This window comes from Nonomuraea composti (assembly GCF_012034275.1).
Taxonomy (GTDB): Bacteria; Actinomycetota; Actinomycetes; order Streptosporangiales; family Streptosporangiaceae; genus Nonomuraea; species Nonomuraea composti.
The window spans coordinates 1-20,755 of sequence record NZ_JAATEP010000040.1 but is presented as its reverse complement, the minus strand read 5'-3'; the positions used below and the strand labels follow the sequence as shown (position 1 = coordinate 20,755).

19 protein-coding genes and 1 pseudogene are annotated in these 20,755 nt (G+C 73.4%); 13 read left to right on the top strand and 7 right to left on the bottom strand.

Features of this window, described 5'->3' with window-relative positions; genetic code table 11:
- Positions 1-113: 113 nt before the first annotated feature.
- The 5 genes from HCN51_RS40295 to HCN51_RS40275 all read left to right on the top strand — a co-directional run bounded on the left by HCN51_RS40295 (position 114) and on the right by HCN51_RS40275 (position 5,743).
- Entirely contained in the window at positions 114-1,736 is a 1,623-nt protein-coding gene (locus HCN51_RS40295) for an FAD-dependent oxidoreductase (protein WP_168017321.1), read from the top strand.
- Positions 1,737-1,799: 63 nt separating this feature from the next.
- Positions 1,800-3,740, top strand: coding sequence for a bifunctional copper resistance protein CopD/cytochrome c oxidase assembly protein (locus HCN51_RS40290; RefSeq protein WP_168017320.1), 1,941 nt, complete (start codon positions 1,800-1,802; stop codon positions 3,738-3,740).
- Positions 3,741-3,929: 189 nt separating this feature from the next.
- Positions 3,930-4,343, top strand: a complete 414-nt coding sequence (locus tag HCN51_RS40285) for a hypothetical protein (RefSeq protein WP_168017319.1) — start codon at positions 3,930-3,932, stop codon at positions 4,341-4,343.
- 87 nt (positions 4,344-4,430) lie between these two features.
- Positions 4,431-4,844 carry an ArsR/SmtB family transcription factor gene (locus tag HCN51_RS40280; RefSeq protein ID WP_168017318.1) on the top strand — a complete coding sequence of 138 codons (414 nt, stop codon included), beginning with the start codon at positions 4,431-4,433 and terminating at the stop codon, positions 4,842-4,844.
- On the top strand, positions 4,844-5,743 hold the full coding sequence (locus HCN51_RS40275; protein ID WP_168017317.1) for a cation diffusion facilitator family transporter: 900 nt from the start codon (positions 4,844-4,846) through the stop codon (positions 5,741-5,743). The genes HCN51_RS40280 and HCN51_RS40275 overlap by 1 nt, the downstream gene beginning before the upstream one ends.
- Positions 5,744-5,843: 100 nt before the next feature.
- On the opposite strand, the pseudogene HCN51_RS60315 reads toward HCN51_RS40275, so the two are convergent.
- From HCN51_RS60315 to HCN51_RS40265, 3 genes and pseudogenes are all read right to left on the bottom strand, one after another.
- A pseudogene (locus HCN51_RS60315) lies at positions 5,844-6,151 on the bottom strand (hypothetical protein).
- A gap of 330 nt (positions 6,152-6,481) precedes the next feature.
- Complete coding sequence (locus HCN51_RS58420) at positions 6,482-6,661, bottom strand: hypothetical protein (protein WP_206068451.1); 180 nt, start codon at positions 6,659-6,661, stop codon at positions 6,482-6,484.
- A 234-nt stretch (positions 6,662-6,895) separates the two neighbouring features.
- Complete coding sequence (locus HCN51_RS40265) at positions 6,896-7,462, bottom strand: TetR/AcrR family transcriptional regulator (RefSeq protein WP_346433967.1); 567 nt, start codon at positions 7,460-7,462, stop codon at positions 6,896-6,898.
- Positions 7,463-7,549: 87 nt separating this feature from the next.
- Between HCN51_RS40265 and HCN51_RS40260 the strand changes: the two genes are divergently transcribed.
- From HCN51_RS40260 to HCN51_RS40245, 4 genes are read left to right on the top strand one after another with little or no spacing between them, the layout of a single operon-like run.
- Positions 7,550-8,365: an NAD(P)H-binding protein gene (locus HCN51_RS40260; protein ID WP_168017316.1), complete on the top strand. Its 816-nt coding sequence runs from the start codon at positions 7,550-7,552 to the stop codon at positions 8,363-8,365.
- Complete coding sequence (locus HCN51_RS40255) at positions 8,362-8,835, top strand: pyridoxamine 5'-phosphate oxidase family protein (protein WP_346433966.1); 474 nt, start codon at positions 8,362-8,364, stop codon at positions 8,833-8,835. The genes HCN51_RS40260 and HCN51_RS40255 overlap by 4 nt, the downstream gene beginning before the upstream one ends.
- Before the next feature lie 12 nt (positions 8,836-8,847).
- Complete coding sequence (locus HCN51_RS40250; RefSeq protein ID WP_168017315.1) at positions 8,848-9,699, top strand: haloalkane dehalogenase; 852 nt, start codon at positions 8,848-8,850, stop codon at positions 9,697-9,699.
- A 41-nt stretch (positions 9,700-9,740) separates the two neighbouring features.
- On the top strand, positions 9,741-10,319 hold the full coding sequence (locus HCN51_RS40245; protein ID WP_168017314.1) for a TetR/AcrR family transcriptional regulator: 579 nt from the start codon (positions 9,741-9,743) through the stop codon (positions 10,317-10,319).
- Here HCN51_RS40245 and HCN51_RS40240 read toward each other — a convergent pair.
- Positions 10,309-11,625 carry a serine hydrolase domain-containing protein gene (locus HCN51_RS40240; protein WP_168017313.1) on the bottom strand — a complete coding sequence of 439 codons (1,317 nt, stop codon included), beginning with the start codon at positions 11,623-11,625 and terminating at the stop codon, positions 10,309-10,311. The two genes, HCN51_RS40245 and HCN51_RS40240, sit on opposite strands and share 11 nt — an antisense overlap.
- A gap of 142 nt (positions 11,626-11,767) precedes the next feature.
- Here HCN51_RS40240 and HCN51_RS40235 point away from each other — a divergent pair, with 142 nt between their 5' ends.
- Together HCN51_RS40235 and HCN51_RS40230 are read left to right on the top strand one after the other, a co-directional pair.
- The gene (locus tag HCN51_RS40235) at positions 11,768-12,586 is read left to right on the top strand and encodes an NAD(P)H-binding protein (protein WP_168017312.1); all 819 of its coding nucleotides are present in this window, start codon (positions 11,768-11,770) and stop codon (positions 12,584-12,586) included.
- 22 nt (positions 12,587-12,608) lie between these two features.
- Positions 12,609-13,853 carry an epoxide hydrolase family protein gene (locus HCN51_RS40230; protein ID WP_168017311.1) on the top strand — a complete coding sequence of 415 codons (1,245 nt, stop codon included), beginning with the start codon at positions 12,609-12,611 and terminating at the stop codon, positions 13,851-13,853.
- Between the two features lie 285 nt (positions 13,854-14,138).
- On the opposite strand, the gene HCN51_RS58415 is transcribed toward HCN51_RS40230, so the two are convergent.
- Together HCN51_RS58415 and HCN51_RS40220 are read right to left on the bottom strand one after the other, a co-directional pair.
- Complete coding sequence (locus HCN51_RS58415) at positions 14,139-17,543, bottom strand: ATP-binding protein (RefSeq protein ID WP_206068449.1); 3,405 nt, start codon at positions 17,541-17,543, stop codon at positions 14,139-14,141.
- Positions 17,544-18,144: 601 nt separating this feature from the next.
- Positions 18,145-18,381 carry a hypothetical protein gene (locus HCN51_RS40220; RefSeq protein ID WP_168017310.1) on the bottom strand — a complete coding sequence of 79 codons (237 nt, stop codon included), beginning with the start codon at positions 18,379-18,381 and terminating at the stop codon, positions 18,145-18,147.
- Between the two features lie 341 nt (positions 18,382-18,722).
- Between HCN51_RS40220 and HCN51_RS40215 the strand changes: the two genes are divergently transcribed.
- Both HCN51_RS40215 and HCN51_RS62605 read left to right on the top strand, forming a co-directional pair.
- Positions 18,723-19,448, top strand: coding sequence for an alpha/beta fold hydrolase (locus HCN51_RS40215; RefSeq protein ID WP_168017309.1), 726 nt, complete (start codon positions 18,723-18,725; stop codon positions 19,446-19,448).
- 37 nt (positions 19,449-19,485) lie between these two features.
- Positions 19,486-20,250, top strand: a complete 765-nt coding sequence (locus HCN51_RS62605; protein WP_168017308.1) for an IclR family transcriptional regulator domain-containing protein — start codon at positions 19,486-19,488, stop codon at positions 20,248-20,250.
- Here HCN51_RS62605 and HCN51_RS40205 read toward each other — a convergent pair.
- The coding region (locus HCN51_RS40205) for an MFS transporter (protein WP_168017307.1) at positions 20,243-20,755 on the bottom strand (513 nt) is incomplete at its 5' end. The genes HCN51_RS62605 and HCN51_RS40205 overlap by 8 nt on opposite strands.

Below are 20,755 nucleotides of genomic sequence, written 5' to 3'. Positions count from 1 at the left end.
GTAGCCTCTCTCCTTAATCAAGTGACTACTTGACACAGTAGGCGATGTGATTGATTGTGTTCCTGGGAGCCGGTACGCCCGGCACAGGACACGACCAGAGGAGATCGACGGCCATGACGTCACCACGCGACCACGCCACCGCAGTCCTCATCGTGGGAGGAGGGATCACCGGCCTGTCCGCGGCGCTGTTCCTCGCCCGCCTCGGCCTGCGCCCGACCCTGGTCGAGCGGCACCCGTCCACGGCGATCATGCCGCAGGCGCGGGCCTTCAACCCCCGCACGATGGAGATCTACCGGGCACTCGGCCTGGAAGAGGAGATCCGCGCCCGCTCCTCGCTCCTGGCGGACAAGCCCGAGATGATCGGCGCCGACACCCTGACCGGCCCCGAGCGCTTCCGCATCGACGCGATCGCCCACCTGCGCCCGCCGGCCTCGCTCAGCCCGGCCGACTGGGGCATGGTCGACCAGGACGAGCTGGAGCTCGTCGTGCGCGCCGCCGCCGAGCGGAGCGGCGCCGACGTGCGGTTCAGCACCGAGCTGACCGACCTCGACGCCGCCGGCGACGGTGTGCGGGCGGTCGTCCGCGACGTCGGCGACGGCACCGAATACCGCATCCACGCCGACTACGTCATCGCCGCCGACGGCAACCGCGCCGACCTGCGCACCCGCCTCGGCATCGGCGCCGACGGCCCCGGCGTCCTCGGCCACGCCGCGCACTTCCTCTTCGACGCCGACCTCGACGACGCGGTGCGCGGGCGCGAGTTCCTGCTCGCCTACTTCGACCAGCCGGTGGCCGGCACGGTCCTGGCGCCGCTACGGCAGCCGGGGCGCTGGATGCTGGGCGTGCCCTACCAGCCGGAGCAGGGCCGCGGCATCGCGGAGTTCACCGAGCGGCACTGCGCCGACCTGGTCCGGCGCGCCGTCGGGATCCCCGACCTCGACCTCACGCTGGTGCCCCCCGTCGCCGGCTGGAGCCCGAAGCCGATGGACGTCAGGCTCGGCGCGGCCGTGGCCCGCAGCTACCGGGCCGGCCGGGTGTTCTTCGCCGGCGACGCGGCCCACGTCTTCCCCCCGACCGGGTCCTACGGCGCCAGCACCGGCATCGCGGACGCGCACAACCTGGCCTGGAAGCTCGCCGCCGTCCTCAAGGGCCAGGCCGGGCCCGCGCTGCTGGACACGTACGAGCAGGAGCGCCGCCCGGTCGCGCAGCTCACCCTGGGCCAGACGATGCGGCTGCTGCACGCCCGCCACGAGGGGACCGCGGACGACCTCACGGCGGTCGACGACCTCGCCATGATCTTCGGCTACCGGTACGACTCCCCGGCCGTCCACACGGAGCCGCACACCCCCCACGACCCCATCGAGGACCCTCGCAAGCCCAGCGGGCGCCCCGGCCTGCGCGCCCCGCACGTCTGGCTGGACCGGGAGGGGACGCGGATCTCCACGCTCGACCTGTTCACCGGCGCGTTCGTCGCCCTGGTCGCCCCGGACGGCGGCGACCGGGCCGCCGCGGCCAGGACGGTGGCGGCGTCACTGGGCGTCGAGCTGGACGTCCACACCATCGGCGCCGGCCTGGAGGACCCCGAGAAGGAGTTCCTGGACAGGTACGGCCTCACGAGCACCGGCATGACCCTGGTCCGCCCGGACGGGTTCGTCGCCTGGCGCTCCACCGCCGCGGCGGACCGGCCGGAACCCGAGTTCCGGACGGCCCTGAGCCGGATCCTCGCCCGGGGTTGAACGGGGCCGCACCGTGCCGCGTATCTCCCTGTACGCGTGGAGCGGGACGGGAGGGCTCATCCGATGCACGAGACCGGACCGGCGCCATCCCGGATCACCTGGCCCACCCTCCGGGACGGTCGCGGCCGGCGGATCTACGCGGGCGCGGCGCTCATCGCCGCCGGGCTGGTGCTGCTGACGGCGGCCCTGGCAGCCAGGGCGGAGCCGGGGATCGCCGGGCTGCCGGACGCGGGACCGCTCACCGCGTGGGGGCTGCCGCTCGTCCGCTTCTGCTCCGACGCGTGCGCGGTCGCCACCGTCGGGACGCTGCTCGCGGCGGCCGTCCTCGCGCCGCCCGGCACGCCGGAGCGGGCCGCGTGCGCCCGCGCGGCCGGCCGGTGGGCGCTCGGCTGGGCGGTCACCATCGTGCTGAGTTACCTGTTCACCGTGTCGGAGGTGATCGCGGTCCCCGTGCCGGACCTGCTCGCCGCTCCCGCGCTGCTCGGCTCCGGCCTGTCGATCCTCCAGGCGCGGGTGCTGCCGCTGGTGCTGGCCGTGGTCGTGGCGGTCGCCGTGGCGGCGCGGGTGCCCCGGCTGCCGAAGCTCGTCCCGCTCGTGCTCGCCGTCTTCGGGACGCTGCCCGTGACGTACGTCGGGCACGCCGCCTCCGCCACCGACCACGACATCGCGCTGTCCGCCCTGATGACGCACCTGGTCACCGTGTCGCTGTGGGTGGGCGGGCTGGGCGCGGTGCTCGCGCACTTCCGCCGCTCCACCGCCCTGCCGGTGGTGCTCGCCAGGTTCAGCACGCTCGCCCTGTGCTGCTTCGCGGGGGTCGCCGTCTCCGGCGTGGCCGCCGCGTGGGTGCGGCTGAACGCCCCGTCCGACCTGTGGCGCAGCGAGTACGGCTGGCTCCTGCTCGCCAAGACCGCCGCCCTCGGCGTTCTCGCCCTGTTCGGCCGGGCGCACCGCCGCCGTACGGTCGCCCGCGCGGCCGACCGGAGCGTGCGGGTCGTCTTCACCCGGCTGGCGGCCGGCGAGCTGATCGTCATGGGCGCGGCGATGGCGTTGGCCGTCGCCCTGTCCCGCACCCCGCCCCCCGCACCGGGCGGCGGGCATGACGGCCTGCTGGAGTACGACCTGGCGCCGTTCCGGTTCACCGGGCTGCTCACCGAGATCCGCCCCGACCCGATGATCCTCCTGCTGCTGGCCCTGGCGCTGGCCGGCTACCTCGCCGGGGTGCGCAGGGCCGGCGCGTGGCCGCCCGCCCGCACGGTCGCGTGGTGCGCCGGCCTGGCGCTGCTCGGCGTGGTCCTGCTCGGCGGCGTCGGGGCGTACGCGCGGGCGATGCTGTCGACGCAGGCCCTGCAGCTCACCGTGCTCGCCGTCATCGCCCCCATGCTGCTCTGCCGCGGCGCGCCGCTCACGCTCGCCGCGCGGGCCGCCACCCGGCCGCCGCAGGACGGCGCCCTCGGCGCGCGGCTCCCGATCCGGCGGCCGGCGCTCCTGGCCGTGCTGCCGGTCGCGTACATGATCGCCTTCCCGCTGCTCTACCGCACCGGCTGGCTGCCGTGGGCCCTGTTCCAGCACGTGCCGCACCTGCTCACCGCGACGCTGTTCCTCACCGGCGGGCTGGTGGTCTCCTGGATGCTGGCGGGCGCGGACCCGCTGCCCCGCCCCCTCTCCCGGACGGGCCGCGCCGTGCTGCTCGGCTCGGTCGTCATGGTGCAGCTCGCCGTGAGCGCCTTCCTGCTGCTCGGGCCGCCGGTCGCGCCGGACTGGTTCCTGGTGGTGGCCCCGCCCGGCGCGCCCGATCCGCTGACGGACCAGCGGCTGGCGGGGGCCGTCCACCTGCTCGCCGCCGCCAGCCTCGTTCTCCTGGCCCGGCCATCGGACGAGCGTGATCCGGTACGACCGGAAGCGCCGCACGACGCGCCCGCCGCACAGCACTCGCACGACCGTGGGGAAGCGGGCGCCGGCCGGCAGCGCCACGCCGGCGGCGACCGGCCACGCGATCACGGCTAGGCCCCGGCCCGCTCGCGGCGAACATCCCGTCCGGGTATTGCCGCAGGGCCTCCATGGTGGATCGCTCAAGGTTGCCGAACCGGACCGTCGCCCGCCGGGCGCGGGCAGCCGGACCGATTCGGGTACGTCACCCACCACCGTGGGGAGCCGCGTGTACCTTCGGTCGCAGTCGCCCCGATGGAGAGCGTGATGTGTGTCAAGCCCCTCGGTCCCGCGTGCGCCGCCGTTCTCGGCGCGGCCCTGCTCACGGCGTGCGCCGCCGCCCCCGCACCGGCGGACATGGCCGCGCACCATCACGCGGCCGGCCAGGCGCTGCCCCGGGCCGGGATGGAGCGGCTCGCCACCGCCGCCGGCTGTGCCCGCCCCGCGATGCAGGTCGACGCCGTGGAGCTGCGCGAGGCCGCCTGCCGGACGTCATATGGTCAGTACACCCTGCTGACGTTCGCCAGCGGCACCGGCGAGCGCGCCTGGCTCGACGACGCCGAGGCGTACGGCGGCAGCTACCTCGTCGGTGACGGGTGGGTCGTCGTCGCCGCGCCGTCCCTGCTGGAGGGCGTGCGCCGGCAGCCCGGCGGCACGGTGGAAGTCGCGCATCACCATTGAGCGGGAGCGGCGCTCCCTGGCGCGGACCTCGCGACCCGCCGGGATCACGCTTGACATGCCGATCGGCCGCTCCGCTATCTTGCTCATATGAACAGCTCTTCAGATGACAAGGTGCTGGTGATGGACGGCTGTACCGTGCGGGTGGTCGACGCCGACCGGGTCGCCGCCGTGTCCGAGCGGATGCCGCCCGCCTCCGACCTGGCCGACACCGCCGACGTCTTCGGCCTGCTGTCCGACCCGAACCGGTTGCGGCTGCTGGTGGCCCTGCTGGACGGTGAGCTGTGCGTGTGCGACATGGCGGCGGTGACCGGGCAGAGCGAGTCGGCCGTCTCGCACGCGTTGCGGCTGCTGCGCGCCCACCGCATCGTGGCCGCCCGCCGCTCCGGCCGCATGGCGTACTACCGGCTGGAGGATCCGCACGTACGGATGCTGCTCGACCTCGCGCTCGCCCACACCGAGCACACCGAGGCGCTGCACCCCGAACGTGAGGGGAACGCCTGATGGGCGCCGGGCACGGGCACGGCCACGCGGCCGGCCGGCACCGCTGGCGGCTGGCGGTCTCCTTCGCGCTGATCGGCGCCTTCTTCGTGGTGGAGCTGGTCTTCGGCCTGCTGTCGGGCTCGCTGGCGCTGCTGTCGGACGCCGGGCACATGGCCGCCGACGTGGTGACCCTCGGCGCGGCGCTGGTCGCGACCCGGATCGCCACCCGCCCCGACACCACGGGCCGGCGCAGCTACGGCTCCTATCGGGCCGAGGTGTTCGCGTCGCTGCTGGCCGTCGTGCTGATGCTCGGCGTCGCCGGGTACGTCGTGGCCGAGGCGATCGGCCGCATCGGCGAGGTGGCGGAGGTGTCCACCGGGCCGATGCTGATCGTCGGCGCCCTCGGCCTGGTGGTCAACCTGATCGCGCTGCTCATGCTGCGCTCCGGTGCGGGGGAGAGCCTGAACGTCAAGGGCGCCTACCTGGAGGTCGTGGCCGACACCGCCGGCTCCGTCGGCGTCATCGTGGCGGGCTGGCTCGTCGCCGCCACCGGCCAGGCGTTCTGGGACACCGCCGTCGCCGTCGCCATCGGCGCGTTCGTCGCGGTGCGGGCGATCTCGCTCGGCCGGCAGGTGTTCGCGGTGCTCGGGCAGCACGTGCCCGAGGACATCGACGCCGCCGCCGTCGCCGCCGACCTGGCCGCCATCGACGGCGTACGCGACGTGCACGACCTGCACCTGTGGACCCTGACCTCCGGCATGAACGTCGCCACCGCCCACCTGGTCACCGCCGACCAGAAGGACCACCACGCCGTCCTCGACCAGGCCCGCGACCTGCTGCGCCGACGCCACGGCGTGGCCCACGCGACCTTGCAGGTGGAGCCCGCCGACCACCGCGGCTGCGATGAGGTCGATTGGTGACGGACCCCGGCCCCTCCGGCAGAGACGGCGGACGGCTGGGAGGTGGGCGGCGATCACGACCGGGGACGGGCGGCCCTGGTGGCGCGGAGTCACGGGGTGCTCAGCCTAGGGTGGCGAACAGGTCGTTGAACGCCTCCGTCATCGACGGATGGGTGTAGATCCCGTCGCGCAGCACGCTCGCCGGCGCCCCGAGCCGCAGCGCGACCGCGAGGGTGTTGACCGTCTCGTGCGCGTCGTGGGCGAGCATGCTCACGCCCAGCACCTCGTCGGTCTCGGCGTCGACGATCACTTCATCACGCCCCGCGCATCGCCGCCGATCTTGGCTCGCGGCACGGCCGCCATCTCCGCCACCCTGCGCACCGCGATCTTGGGCGGCCGGCCGGTGGCCCGCGCCTCCGCCTCGGTCATGCCGACCCGGGCCAGCGCGGGAGTGGTGAAGACGACGTGCGGCACGTACCGGCGATCGCGCACGGAGCGGGTGCCCTCGCGCCGGTGACCACCCGGACACCCGCATCCGTCAGCAGCGCTCGCACCTCCGCCGCGATGTCGGGATCCTCGCCCGGCAGCAGTCTGGTCGCCCCGCTGGCTCGGTGTCACTTCGGCGCCGAACGCGGCGTGCATCCAGGCGAACTCCACGCCGGCACAACCACCACCGAGCACCACCGGCTCATCCGGCCGCTCGGTCAGCGCCAGCATCCCCGTACTGGTGTGGGCCGGCGAAACGCGCCCGGCCGGTGATCACGGTCGAGGTCTCGGGCGAATCGGGACGCACGCGATGTTGACGCACGTCCCGCCGTACATCTCGTCGGACTGCTCGATCAGGACGACCCGCCTGCCCGCCTTCGCCAGCGCCCCGACCAGCGTCTTCCCGCCCTTGCCGAACCCGATGACCGCCAGGTCCACCTTCAGTGCACGCACGGACGCGATGCCATCCGGCTCGACCGAACACGTGTCCACCGGCGTGACCTCGAACCGGCGGGCGCCGATGGGGTCTCCCGGCCCCCGTCGCCGGGAGACCCCGCCGGGGAACGGGTGGTGCACATGGGCCGGGCGCGGCGGTTCCCATCCCGGACGCGAGACTACGGCGGGCGGGCTTCAGCCCTGCTTCATCGCGTTGTCATGCGGGGAACGGCACGGTTGCGGGACGGCGAATCAGGCGAGCGAGTCGATCCAGCGCTCCAGCCGGTGCCCTTCGGTGCGCATGAGGCCGGGGTCGCGGAAGGTGTTGGTGAGCAGCGCGGCCCCCTGGTAGGCGGCGAACAGGGCGATCGCCAGCTCCCGCGCGTCCGCCCGCCCCATGGCCGCGAACTGGCCCTGCACCCAGTCGAGCAGCCGCGCCATGACGCCGGCGATGGCGCGGTCGAGGCCGTCGTCGCGCTTGTCGAGCTCGGCGGCGAGGGTGCCGGTGGGGCAGCCGTACCGGGCGGTGAGGTCGCTCTCCCCGATCCAGCCCTGGATGAGCGCTTTGAGTCGTTCCTGCGGGGTGGCGAGCCCTTCCAAGGCGTGGATCATCTGGTCGAGGTGGTGGCCGTGCTCCTCGATCGCCGCCTCGATGAGCTGGTCCTTCGTCTTGAAGTAGTAGTAGACGTTGCCCACCGGCACGTCGGCCGCGCGTGCGATGTCGGCGAGGGTGGTCTTCTCGACGCCCTGCTCGTGGAGCACCCGTACGGCGGCGCCGGCCAGCCGTTCCCGCTTTCCCGCCCGAGTTGAGTTAGTCACCTGACTGACTATAGACACGTCCTCCGTCGACCCGCTATGGTCTCGCAGTGAGTCAGTCAACTAACTAACTTTCTTGAGGAGCACGGCATGTTCGTGATCACAGGCGCCACCGGCAACGTCGGCGGCGAGCTGGTCAGGCTGCTCGCCGCCGCGGGCGAGCAGGTCACCGCGGTCTCCCGGCGGCCCGCGCCGCTCCCCGACGGTGTCCGGCACAGCGCCGGCGACCTGGGCGACCCCGCGAGCCTGAAGGGCGCCTTCGACGGGGCCGGCGCTCTCTTCCTGCTCGTCGCCGGGCACGAGCCGCACGCCGTCCTGGAGGCGGCGCGGGCCGGCGGGATCCGGCGCGTGGTCCTGCTCTCCTCGCAGGGCGCGGGCACCAGGCCCGGCCTGTACGGGCATCCCGCCGCGTTCGAGCAGGCCGTGCGCGAGTCGGGCCTGGAGTGGACGATCCTGCGTCCCGGCGATTTCGCCTCCAACGCCCTGGCCTGGGCCGAGCCGATCCGCGCGCACCGCACGGCCGCCGCGCCGTTCGCCGACGTCGCCCTGCCGGTCATCGACCCCGCCGACATCGCCGAGGTCGCCTCCGTGGTGCTGCGGGAGGACGGGCACGCCGGGCGCACGTACGTGCTCACCGGCCCCCAGCCCGTCAGCCCCCGTGAGCGTGCCGCCGCCATCGGCGCAGCACTCGGCACGGAGGTGCGCTTCGTCGAGCAGAGCCGCGAGGAGGCCCGCGCCCAGATGCTCACCTTCATGCCGGAGCAGGCCGTCGAGGGCACGCTGACCATCCTCGGCACGCCGACCGAGGAGGAGCGGCAGGTCAGCCCGGACGTGGAGCGCCTGCTCGGCCGCGCCCCGCGCACCTTCGCCTCCTGGGCCGCCCGCAACATCGCGGCCTTCCGTTGACCGCCACCCAGGCCGGCCACCCTTCAGACGGCCACCCCTCAGGCGGCCGTCCCGCGGGCAGCCGCGCCTCCGGCTCGCGCGTCGACCACCGCCTGCCCCACGCGGCCGAGGCGTTCCTGGAAGAGCCGAGCGTGGCGACCCTGACCACGCTGCGCCCCGACGGAACCCCGCACGTCGTGGCCGTCCGCTTCACCTGGGATCGCGAGGCGGGCCTGGCCCGCGTGCTCACCGTCGCCACCTCCCGCAAGGCCAGAAACCTCACCCCCGAGCCAGGCCGGGCGGCGCTCTGCCAGGTCCACGGCTTCCGCTGGATCACCCTGGAGGGCCGGGCCACGGTGTCCGGCGATCCGGCCAGGATCGCCGAGGCCGCCCGCCGCTACACCCGCCGCTACCTGTCACCCCCGCCGGCCCCGCCCGGCCGGGTCGTGATCGAGATCGCGGTGGACCGTTTCCTGCACCTGAACCTCTGAAAGGACCAAACCATGCCCATCCAGAACGTGCTCGACTCCACGATGTCCTACCGGGAGCTCGGCTCCGGCGCGCCGATCGTCTTCCTGCACGGCAACCCCACCTCCTCCCACCTGTGGCGCGACGTCATGCCCGCCGTCGGTCAAGGCCGCCGCCTGGCGCCCGACCTGATCGGCATGGGCGACTCGGGCAAACCGGCCCTCGACTACACCTTCGCCGACCACGCCCGCTACCTGGACGCCTGGTTCGACGCCCTCGACCTGGACGACGTGCTGCTCGTCGGCCACGACTGGGGCGGCGCCCTCGCCTTCGACTGGGCCGCCCGCCATCCGGGCCGGGTGCGCGGGATCGCGTTCACCGAGGCCATCGTCAAGCCGATGACCTGGGAGGAGTTCCCCGAGGGCGGCCGGCCGCTGTTCCGGGCGATCAAGACGGAGGGCGTCGGCGAGAGCATGATGCTCGACGAGAACGCCTTCCTGCGCGGCCTGCCCGGCAGCGTCGCCACCCCCATGGCGGAGGAGGACGTGGAGGCGTACCTGCGGCCGTACCCGACGAGGGAGAGCAGGCTGCCGCTGCTGCGCTGGGCCCGCTCGATGCCCCTGGACGGCGAGCCGGCCGACGTCGTGGAGCGGATCGAGGCGTTCGACCGGTGGCTGGCCACCAGCGCCGAGGTGCCGAAGCTGCTGATCGACTTCCGTCCCGGCCCCGGCTCCATGTGGACGCGCGAGACCATCGCCTGGTGCCGCGCGAACATCGCCGCCCTGGAGGTCGTGGAGCGCGAGGAGGTCGCCGGCCATCACACGCCGGAGGATCATCCGCGGGTCATCGCGCAGGTCGTCGCCGAATGGGCGGCCAAGCAGCGGTGACGTGAGCAAAGCCCCACGTCTGTTGGCCTACACTCGTTGTCATGGCTTTCACCGAGAGATCGGCAGCCACCCGCAGCGCCATCCTCTCGGCGGCCAGGAAGCTCCTCGTCGAGCGCGGCTACGAAGCGATGACGATCCGGGCGGTCGCCTCCCTGGTCGGCGTCGACCCGTCCATGGTCATGCGGTACTACGGCAGCAAGGCCGGGCTGTTCAACGCCGCCGTGGACGTCGACCTGCGCCTCGACCAGCTCGCCCGGCCGCCGCGGGAGCGGATGGGCGAGCTGGTCGTGCGGCACTTCCTGTCCCGCTGGGAGGGCGAGCAGGCCGACGACGCGCTCATCCTGCTGCTGCGCTCGGCCAGCACGACCCCGCAGGCGGCGGAGCGGATGCGCGAGGTGTTCGCGACGCAGATCGCCGCGCTCGTGGCCCGGCTGACCGGCGCGCCCGACGCCGAGCACCGCGCCGCGCTCGTCTCCACGCAGCTCCTCGGCGTCGCTCTGACCCGCTACGTCCTGCGCCTGCCGCCCATGGTGGAGGCCGGCGTCGACACGCTCGCCCGCGACATCGGCCCCGTGGTGCAGCACTACCTGACGGGCGGCGCGCAGCCGCTCACGCGGTGATCCGGGTACGCTCCGCCGCGATGATCGGCTCGATCTGCAGGTCGTAGTTGCACAGGATCACCGCGACCCAGTCGAGGTCGAGGTAGATGCTCCAGTTCGTCGCGCCGCCCGCGATGCCGCCGCCGTGCGAGATGTAGCGCTGGTCGTTGTAGATCGACGCGGTCGGCCCGTACGCGTGGAACGCCTCCCCGCGGCGCGGATCCTCCGGCCCCTCCCGCAGAGGCGGGCCCGAGACCTTCGGGCTCACGTACAGGTCGGTGTAGGCGCGCTTGAGCAGCTCGTCGCGCTGCAACGCGAGCGCGAACCTCACCAGGTCGGGGGCCGTGCTGAAGCCGTTGCCGCCGCCGGAGCCGATGAACGCGCGCGCCGAGTTGCTGCCCTTGACCCCGCCGGCGCCGCCCTGGTCCAGGTGGCGCACGCCGTCCACGCGCGTGCCGTCCTCCTGCAGCATGTACGGGTGCGCGATGCGCTCGTCCGCCAGCCACTCGGTCCTCGTGTAGTAGGCGGAGTCGGCCATGCCCGCCCGCTCGAAGACGTGCTCGCGGACGTACTCGTGGAACGGCTGCCCCGACACCGTGGCCACCAGCTCCCCGAGCACCTCGTACCCCATGCTGGAGTACTCCTTGCGGGTGCCGGGGGTGAAGCGCAGCCGCTGCGACCTGGCGCGGGCGGCCAGGTCCCGGTTCCGCTCGTCGATGCTGGTGAAGACGTGCGGCTCCGGGGTGTCGTTCGTGGGGTCGGTCATCCCCGAGGTGTGGGTGAGCATCTGGTGGACGGTGACGTGGTCGGCGATCTCCGGCGGGAAGCCGTCCAGGTGCACGCCGACCGGGTCATGAAACCTGATCTTCCTCTGCTGGGCGAGCCGCACCACGGCCAGGCCGGTGAACGGTTTCGAGGCCGAGGCGAGGGCGTAGATGGTGTCCGTCTCGTTCGGGATGCGGCGTTCCTTGTCGGCCATGCCGTACGAGCGGGCCAGCACGTGCCGGCCCCGGTGCGCCAGCAGCACCGTCCCCGAGAACTGGTCGCGCTCGGCCAGGTCCCTGATGTAGCGGTCGAAGGCGCCGCCCGGCCGCAGCCCGGCCGGGATCCCGCCGTTCGCGGTGCTCGCGACACCGGAAGCAGCCGGCAGGCCGCCCGCCGTCGGGGGTGCGGTCCCGAGCAGGCCGCCCGCCGTCGGGGGTGCGGTCCCGAGCAGGCCGCCCGCCGTCGGGGGTGCGGTCCCGAGCAGACCGCCCGCGGTCAGGGGCGCGGCTCCGAGCAGGCCGAGTGCGGTACGCCGGGACGGCCGGCCCTCGTTTCCGGTCATGGGTGCCTCATCTCCTCGTGATCTTCGCAGAGTGGGCACGATGCAACCGCCCGCGTCGTTTCCGCGGCGTTTCCACCGTCTAGCGGGTGCTATTTCCCGTGTAGCGCCTCCCGTCCGACAGCCAACGGATGGGAGGACACCGATGACGATTCTCGTGACGGGCGCCACCGGGACGGTCGGCCGCCGCATCGTGGCGCAGCTCGCCGCCCGGGGCACGCCCGTACGGGCGCTGACCAGGAACCCCGCCAAGGCGGCGGTCCCCGACGGGGTCGAGGTGGCGTGCGGCGACCTGACCGAGCCCGGCACGCTGGCGCCCGCGCTGGAAGGCGTGACGGGGCTGCACCTGATCACGTTCGGGGGCGACGACCAGGCGCCGCTGGAGAACGGGCACGAGCTGGTCGAGCTGGCCGCCAAGGCGGGCGTCCGGCGCGTCAGCGTGCTGAGCGGCTGGGACGAGACCTCGGTCGAGGAGGCCCTGCGCGCCGGTGACCTGGGATGGACGCAGCTCAGGTGCGTCGAGTTCATGGCCAACGCCTTCGACTGGGCCGAGTCCGTCCGGCGGGAGGGCGTGGTGCGGGTCTTCGGCAACCACCCCGGCGCCGTCGTGCACGAGGCCGACATCGCCGCCGTGGCCGTGGCGGCGCTGGTCGAGGAGGGGCACGCCGGCGAGTCGTACCTGCTGACCGGGCCCGAGGCACTGACGCCCGAGCAGCGCGTGCGGCTGCTCGGCGCGGCCGTCGGGCGGGAGCTCCGGTTCGAGGAGCTGACCGAGGAGGAGTACCGCGCCTCCATGCGGGCGGCCGGGGTGGACGACGACCTCATCGAGTTCGGAGTGCGGCTCGGCGCCGAGCCACCGCAGGCCGCCTCCGTCGTGCTGCCCACCGTGGAACGGGTCACCGGACGCCCCGGGCTGACCTTCGCCGCGTGGGCCGCCGAGCACGCCGCCGCCTTCCGCATGTAGCTAACCCATGAAGGGAAATATCATGACAATTCACCCGTTCCGCATCGAGATCCCGCAGCAGGACCTCGACGACCTGCACGACCGCCTGGCCAGAACCCGCTGGCAGCCCCAGCTCCCCGGCACCGGCTGGGAGCGCGGCGTCCCGGCCGGCTACCTCAAGGACCTCGCCGAATACTGGCGCACCGGCTACGACTGGCGCACCCACGAGGCCAGGCTCAACGAGCTGCCCCACCACACCACCACCATCGACGGCCAGCTCATCCACTTCGTCCACATCCGCTCCGAACGCGCCGACGCGCTGCCGCTCATGCTCCTGCACGGCTGGCCGGGCACGTTCGTGGAGTTCCTGGACGTCATCGAACCGCTGTCACGCGACTTCCACCTCGTCATCCCGTCCCTGCCCGGCTTCGGCTTCTCGGCCCCCCTCTCGTCACCCGGCTGGGACGCCACCCGCACCGCCCGTGCCTTCACCGAGCTGATGACCCGGCTCGGCTACACCCGCTACGGCGTCCAGGGCGGCGACGCCGGCGCCTTCATCGCCCCCGAAATGGGCAAACACGCCCCCGACCGCGTCACCGGCATCCACCTCAACGCAGCCCTCACCTTCCCGATCGGCCAGGAAGGGGAGATGGACGCGCTGACGGACGAGGAGCGACGGCGCTGGTCGGCCATGGAGAACATGAACGACGGCTACCTCCAGACCCAGTCCAAACGACCCCAGACCGTTTCGTACGGGCTGCACGACTCGCCGGTGGGGCAACTCGCCTGGATCATGGAGAAGTTCAAGGAACTCACCGAGCCCGTGAACGGGCTCCCCGAGGACTCCCTCGACCGCGACCTCATGCTCACCAACGTGACCATCTATTGGCTGACGGGGACGGCCGGCTCGTCCGCACAGTTCTACTACGAGAACATGAACGCCTCGGCAGCCTGGAGCGCCGGCGACCAAGCGCCGGACGCCTCCCCGGATGGCGACGCCGGAGCGGAAGGCACGGACACCTCCGGGGACTGGGGTTCCGCAGGTGAAAGGACCAGCACCTCCTCGGGCTGGGCCGAAGCGGAAGACTGGGCCACCGCCGCCCGGGGCACCGTCCCCACGGGCGTGCTCGTGTCCAAGGCGTGCGACGTCACCATCCGCGCTTGGGCCGAACGCGACCACAACATCGTGCACTGGTCCGAGTACGACCGAGGGGGCCACTTCTTCGCCGCCGAACAACCGGCCCTCTTCGCCGAGGACGTCACCGCCTTCTTCGCCAAGCTGAGCTAACACCACTCCCGCACGGGCCGGCGCCCCCAAGGCCCGGCTCGCGCACCTCCATCCGCGCCCGATGTAGTTCGGCTCGCGCACCCCCATCCGCGCCCATGGAGGTCCGGCTCGCGCACCCCACAGAATCTCGCCCGCCCGCGTATCCCCGTCGAGGCCCGGCCCGCGCACCCTCACCGGCATTCCATCCGGCACCCACCCTGGCTGCCCACATGCGCACCGGCCTCGCGCCCACGAGCGCAGGTTCTCGCGGCGCACGGAGCATCGTGCCATCGCTCCCCGCCGCGGTCACGTAGCCCAGTGGACCTCCGACGCCGGACGGTAGCTGCAGGTCGAGCCGGTCGAGATCGAGGCCCGGAGGTGGGCGGCCAGCTCCGGGTGGCGCTGGCCGAGCAGGCGGAGCGTGTTGCGGATCCGGTTGGTGACCGCCTTGCGGGCGCGTTCGGCCTCGTCGCCCAGGCGGCGGGGACGGCCGCCCAGGCCGGTGGCGGCGCGCAGCTCGTCCAGGAGCGCCTGCCGCTCCGCGTCGAGGTCCGCCGCCCGGCGCTCCTCGCCCAGCTCCACCGCCCGGTCGATCTCCTCGTCCAGCAGCTCCAGCCGCCGCCGGTAGCGGACCCTGGCCTCCTCGTCGAGCACGTCGTCGCCGCCCATGCCGCGCGCCGCGACCACCACCTCACCGCCCGCCGGGTCGAGCAGCTCGACCGCCGGCACGTCGCGTCCCGGCCGCGCGAGCAGGACGCGCAGATCGGCCAGGCCCTTGGAGTCGGGCAGGTGCACGGTACGGCCGGCGAACGTCAGAACCCACACGGCGCCGTCGAAGCGGAAGGACCCGGCGCGGGGCCGCGGAAGGCTCACCAGCATGCCGAGCTCCGCGGCCTCCCGCTCCACCTGCTCGATCAGCCCTGACGCGTCCTCACCGCGCGCCTGCAGCACCTCCGCCAGGCGGGCCCGCGACTCCACCGACCAGGGCCGCGCACCCAGGACGTCGGCCGCCTGATAGGCCGCGGTGAACCCGGCGACGGCGTCGTCCCAGCGTTCCTGGGCCGCGTCCAGCACGGCCACCCAATGGGCGTACGGGCCCTCGACGGCGACGGTCGCGGTGACGCCCCACTGGCCGACGTACGGGGCGATCGCCGCCCGGGCACGCTCGCAGAGCACCGGATCCCTCGAACGGGCCGCCGCCTGCGCCTGGAACCTCAGCCACAGCGGCGCCATCCAGCGCAGGTACTGCTCGCCCCCCGCCATGATCTGCGCCAGGTACCGCAGGACGACCTCACCGTCCCCGCCCCGTTGCACCACTGTGGCGGGCCGGGCCTCGGTATCGCCGCCCCATCGCGTCGCTGTGGCGGGCTCGGTCTCGATGTCGCCGCGCCGCTGTACCGCCGTGACGGCCCGGTAGAGCGGGAAGTGCGGGCTGCCTGCCTGCTCCATTTGCGCGAGTACGGTCTCGGCCACGTCGAAGCGGCCCCTGAGCAGGGCGGCTGACCAGCGCTGCATCCAGCGGAGGTCATGCCTGCCGATGCCCGGCTGCTCGCCCAGGTCCCAGGCGGCGTCGACGTGCGTTTCCGCCTCGTCGAAGCGGCCGGTGAGCGTGGCGAACATCGCTTCGAGCACGGCCGCCTCATGCTGGAAGAGCCTCAGCCCCGATGTCTCGGCCCGGGTGGTGAACGCGCGTTGCTCGGACAGGCAGCGTGGATCGCCCAGCTCCAGCAGAGCACCGACGCGCCAGGAACGGGCGGTCAGGTCGAGCTGATCGTCTCCTACGCGGTCGGCCACCGCTGACAGCTCCTCGGTGATCGCCAGCCGCTCGGCCGTGGTGCCCGGAGCCCAGATGACGCCCAGCCTGGACAGCAGGCTGTAGGCGAGTGCCTCGTCGTCCTCGCCGTGCCGGGCCAGGTCGGCGGCGACCTCCGTCAAGTCACGCGCCGCCACGTGCAGCCGATCCTCAGCGTCCAGCCGTCTCGTCCCGGCCCATGCCTCATGACTGCGGCCCTGGCCGCCGCTACCGCCGTCGCGCCCAACCCTGTCCGGGCCGGTGCCCATGCGTGTGCCCATGCCGGCGTTCGGGCTGGTGTTCGTGCTCACGTCCACGCCGGTGATCGGCACGGGCGGGGGTGGGGTGGGGCCGTTCACCAGCTTGTGGTGGGCGTCGTGGACGAAGGAGGTCCAGCGGCCCCCGCCGGTGAAGCACAGGTCGTGCACCTTCAAGGCGGCGATCGCCAGCAGGTCGGGGGCGTCGAGGTGGCGGGCGAGGGCCAGGGCCGATTCCAGGGTGCGGGCTCCTGCGGCGGTGTCGCCGGCGCGGTGTTGTGCCGTGCTCAGGTCGAACCCGATCGTGGCTCGCCGGCGTGGCTCGGAGGCGGGTGTGAGGTCCAGGGCGCGGCGGTAGTGACCTACGGCCTCCTCGTCCGCCATACGGCCCTCGGCGTCTTTGGCCGCCGCCAGGAGCAGGTCGACCGCTTCGGGGGCGGCGGCCAGGCAAGCGTGGTGGGCGCGGGTGGCGGGCGGTGCCGTGGCCAGCGCCGCCAGCGCGGCCGCGTGCAGGGTGGCGCGGCTCGTGTCGTCGAGGTCGGCGTAGAGGGTCTCGCGCACCAGGTCATGGACGAACGCGTAGCGCCCGGAGCCGTGCGGGACCACGAGCCTGGCCGACACGGCCTGGCCGAGCGCCTTGAGGACAGGCGAGGGAGAGGCGTGGGCCGTCGCGGGAGCACCTAGCGGGCCCTCGGGAAGGCCGCCGCCGTCGGAGGACGGTCGGGTGCTGGAGGACGGCCAGGTGGCGGCAGAGGAGTCGCCGGCGGAGCGCCCGGTCGGGGTGGGGGAGTGGTCGTTCGGGGTCGAGATCGGGGTTGGGGTCGAGGCAGGGAAGGCGTTGGCTGAGGTCAGGGCTGTGGTGAGGGTGTGTGTGGTGAACTCGCGGCCCAGCACCGCGGCCATCCGGAGCACCTTCAGCACTTCACCAGCCAGGCGGGACAGTCGCCGCCGGATCGCCGCACCCACCCCGGGTGGGATGGTGGCGAGGGGGCTGCCGCCCTGCCACAGGCGTGCGGTCTGCTCCACGAAGAACGGGTTGCCGCCGGTGCGACGGTGGATCTGGGCGACCAGCTCCGGCGCGGGGACGACCCCCGTCGTACGGGCCACCAGCCGCCCCACGCCCTCCGCGTCGAGCCCGGTCAGCGTCAGGGTGACGGCCTTGGCCTCCAGCGGGAGGCTGAGTGGCCCGTCCACCTCGGCGTCACGGTAGGTGCCGATCACCAGCAGCCGCTCGAACCAGGCATGCCGCACCACGAACTCCAGCAGCCGCAGCGACGCCGGGTCGGCCCAGTGCAGGTCTTCGAGCACCACCACGACCGGACGCTCCCGGGCGGCCTCGACCAGCAGCGCCGTGACCGCGTCGTAGAGCTGGAACGCCTCTCTGCCGGTCGCCAGGCCCTCCAGGCCGACCTCCGGGGCGAGCTGCCTGACCACCTGCACCCACGGCCAGTGGCCCGGTGCGCCCTCGCCCGCCCAGCAGGCGCCGGTGAGCAGCCGCGCGCCCCCGCGTACGGCCTCCTCCGCGGCCCCGGCCACCAGCGTGCTCTTGCCGATGCCCGCCTCGCCCGTCACGAGCACCAGCGCCCCGTGGCTGACCAGCGCACGCTCCACCTCGTCGCGCAGGATGGCGGCGGGGTGTTCGCGTCCGATGAGTTCGGCCATGCGGGAACCCTACGCAGCCGCACCGACAAAAATCCGGCCGGCGGTGGCGAGCCTGCCTGCGTAAGGGAGGCGGGTTCGCGCCCTTCCAACCCCTGCCCGATGGCGGGCTTGCCTGCGGATGATGGCGACGCGCCCTCTCGGCCACGGCCTGGCGGTGGCGGGCTCGCCGCCGCCGGGCAGCTGGCGGCCGAGGCGGGGCCGGCGGTGAAGATGCCGCGCGGCCGGCCCCGTCCCATGGCGGGGCCCGCGCCCTCCTCGACCTCGTGTGACGGGCCTGAAAGTTACAGTGGGAACCCGCAGGTCGCCGGAAGTCCTCCGGTGGCTGGTTTGACGCCTGTCCCAGGGCATGCGATCAAGGCTCGTGCAGGGTCGGCCCAACGCCGGGATACGCGCTGCCGTTCCGACGAAAACCGCCCCTGACGTCGGCCGTTCCAGCGAGCCGGGCCTTGAGGGAGCGCGCCCTTCCTCAAGGCCCCCGGCGTCGGCATGCCAGGCCGCAGCGCGGCGTCCCTGGGGCGGGACATCGGGCGCACCCAGGGACGGAGGCCGCGCTGCGGGGTCTAACGGGCGGCCCCGGTGAGGAGGGGCCGCGCGGGGCGGGTCAGGGCTGGGCGCAGCCGGCCGACTCCGAGGAGGCTATCGGCACGTCGAGCCCGATTCCGGCCGCCTTGATGCCGCACGCCTGGACCTTGTTGGCGTTGAGCAGGCTGTTGCCGTTGAGCGTGTTGACGCTGGTGTCGACGCCGACGGGGACGTTCGCGGCGGCGGGGCCGGCGAGCGCGGCGAGCGTGAACGCGCCGGCGAGGGTGAGGGTGACGATACGGGCTGATCGACGCATGAAGACGCCTCTCTGTGAGTGGAGGGGACCATGGGTTTGCACCTATTGGCTTTGCCGGAAGTGACAGTTACTCAACGTAGCCATCGGTTACGGTGCGCTGTCAGGGGTGCGAGCGAGAGCTGCCAAACCCGCAACCCCGTCGCGGACGTCTAAGGCGCCCCTGTCCCGACGTCTGGAGCGTCCTAACGAGTTCCGGGTCCGTGATCCGACGCCGGCCGGGTCCGCGAGCCGGCGCAGCAGCTCGGCGTGCCCGGCCTCGGTGCGTGTCGGCACCCGGCGCGGGGCGCCGACCAGGCACTCTATTAGAGTCACCTCCCTCGAACAGGCAGGAGAGGGTTCACATGGCGCATTTCGTTCTCGTCCCCGGCGGCTGGCACGGCGGCTGGTACTACTCCCCGCTGGTCGACAGGCTGCGCGCGGCCGGGCACCAGGCGCACGCCGTCACGCTCACGGGCGTCGGCGAGCGCGCCCACCTGGCCGCCTCCTCCGTGAACCTCGACACGCACATCGAGGACGTCCTCGCGGTGCTCGCGGCCGAACGGATCACGGACGCCGTGCTCGTCGGGCACAGCTACGGCGGCATGGTCATCACCGGCGCCGCCGACCGCGCCGCCCCCGGCTCCGTGCGCCGCCTCGTCTACAGCGACGCCTACGTGCCCGGGGACGGCCAGTCCTGCTGGGACCTCACCACCGACGCGTTCCGCGACCTCTTCCTCCGGAACGCGGCGGCGGACGGCTTCTCCGTCGCCGCACCCCAGGGTCTCGACCCGCGTACCACCGCGCATCCGCTGGCGTCGTTCCTGCAGCGGCTCCAGCTGGGCGGCGGCGGCCTGCCCCGCGTCCGGACGCTGGACTACGTGTACCTGTCCGGCTGGGACGGCACCCCGTTCACCGAGGTCCACGCGCGGCTGTCCCAGGATCCCGCCTGGCGCGTCCACTCGCTCGACAGCGGGCACAACGTGCTCAGGGACGCGCCGGACGAGCTGCTGGAGATCCTGCTCCTCGGCGAGGGCGAGGGCGAGAAGGATCTTCGTGAGCTCGACCGGTCCCCGCGCATGAGAGGGTGAGCGGCAGGTAACCATTCGACCGACGAGTGAGGATCCCGTGCCTTCGAACCAGGCTGAAGACGCAGGCGGCGTCCGCAGCGTGCAGCGGGCGTTCGACATCCTGTCGCTGCTCACCGAAGACCGGCGGACGCTGACGATCCGCGAGGTGGTGGACGAGACGGGGCTGGCCAAGACCACCGCCTTGCGGATGTTGCAGACGCTGGAGCACATGGGGCTGCTGTGGGCGACGCCGAAGGGTTACGCGGCGGGCCCGGCCCTGTGGCGGTGGGCGCACCTGGCCCGCAACGCCTGGGAGCTGCCGCCGGAGACCGTCCAGCTCATGCGGGAGCTGGGGGCGCGGCAACGCGAGACCGTCAACCTCTACGTGCTGCGCGACGTGCACCGCGTCTGCATCGCCCAGCAGGAGAGCCCGCAGCCGCTGCGGCACGTGGTGCGGGTGGGTGATGAGCTGCCGCTGTGGGCGGGCGCCTCCTCCAAGGTGCTGCTCAAGGACGCGCCGGAGCGGCTGCTCGAACGCGTCGCGCGCTCCTCGCCGTACGGGGAGACGCACGTGGCGACGCTGCGGGAGTGGGCCGCGCAGGCCGAGCGCGACGGGTACGCGGTCAGCCACGGCGAGCGCGAGCCCGGGCTGTCGGCGGTCGCCGTCCCGGTCACCGGCGGGTCGAAGGCGACGGTCGCCGCGCTCACGCTGAGCGGGCCGACCGTGCGTTTCACCGGCGAGCGCGTCGAGGAGTTCCGTAAGGATCTGATGGACGTGGCCAGGCGCATGTCGGAGCGCGGCTTCGAGCATCCGCTCACCTGACCGGACGCTGCGACGGTGGCAGCAGGAGCAGCGTGACCAGGGACGACAGGAGCGTCACCGCGCACGCCGCGTTGAGTGCCACCGGCAGGCCCGACAGCTCGCTCAGCGCCGGCCCCAGGAAGGCGCCGATCAAGGTGACGGCGGCTTCCACGGTGAGGAACGCGGCGGTGACCCGGCCGAGGAGATGCCCGGGGGTGGCCCGCTGCACGTACGTCTGCACGGCGACCAGCACCGTCACCCCCGGCAGCCCGAGCAGCACGGCGGCGGCCAGCGCGGCCGGCAGCGAGGTGCTGGTGAACATCACCAGGAAAGCGGCCCCGACCAGCGCCTGCGCCGTCGCGATGAGCCGTCTCGGCGCGCAGCGGTCCACCAGGCGGCGGCTGACGGGCGCCCCCAGCAGGAAGCCGAGCCCCGGCGCGGACAGCAGGTACCCCACTTCGGCGCTCCTGCCGAGCGTGGCCACGCCGAAGGGGATGAGCAGGGCGGTGAGGGCGGCGTTGGCGAC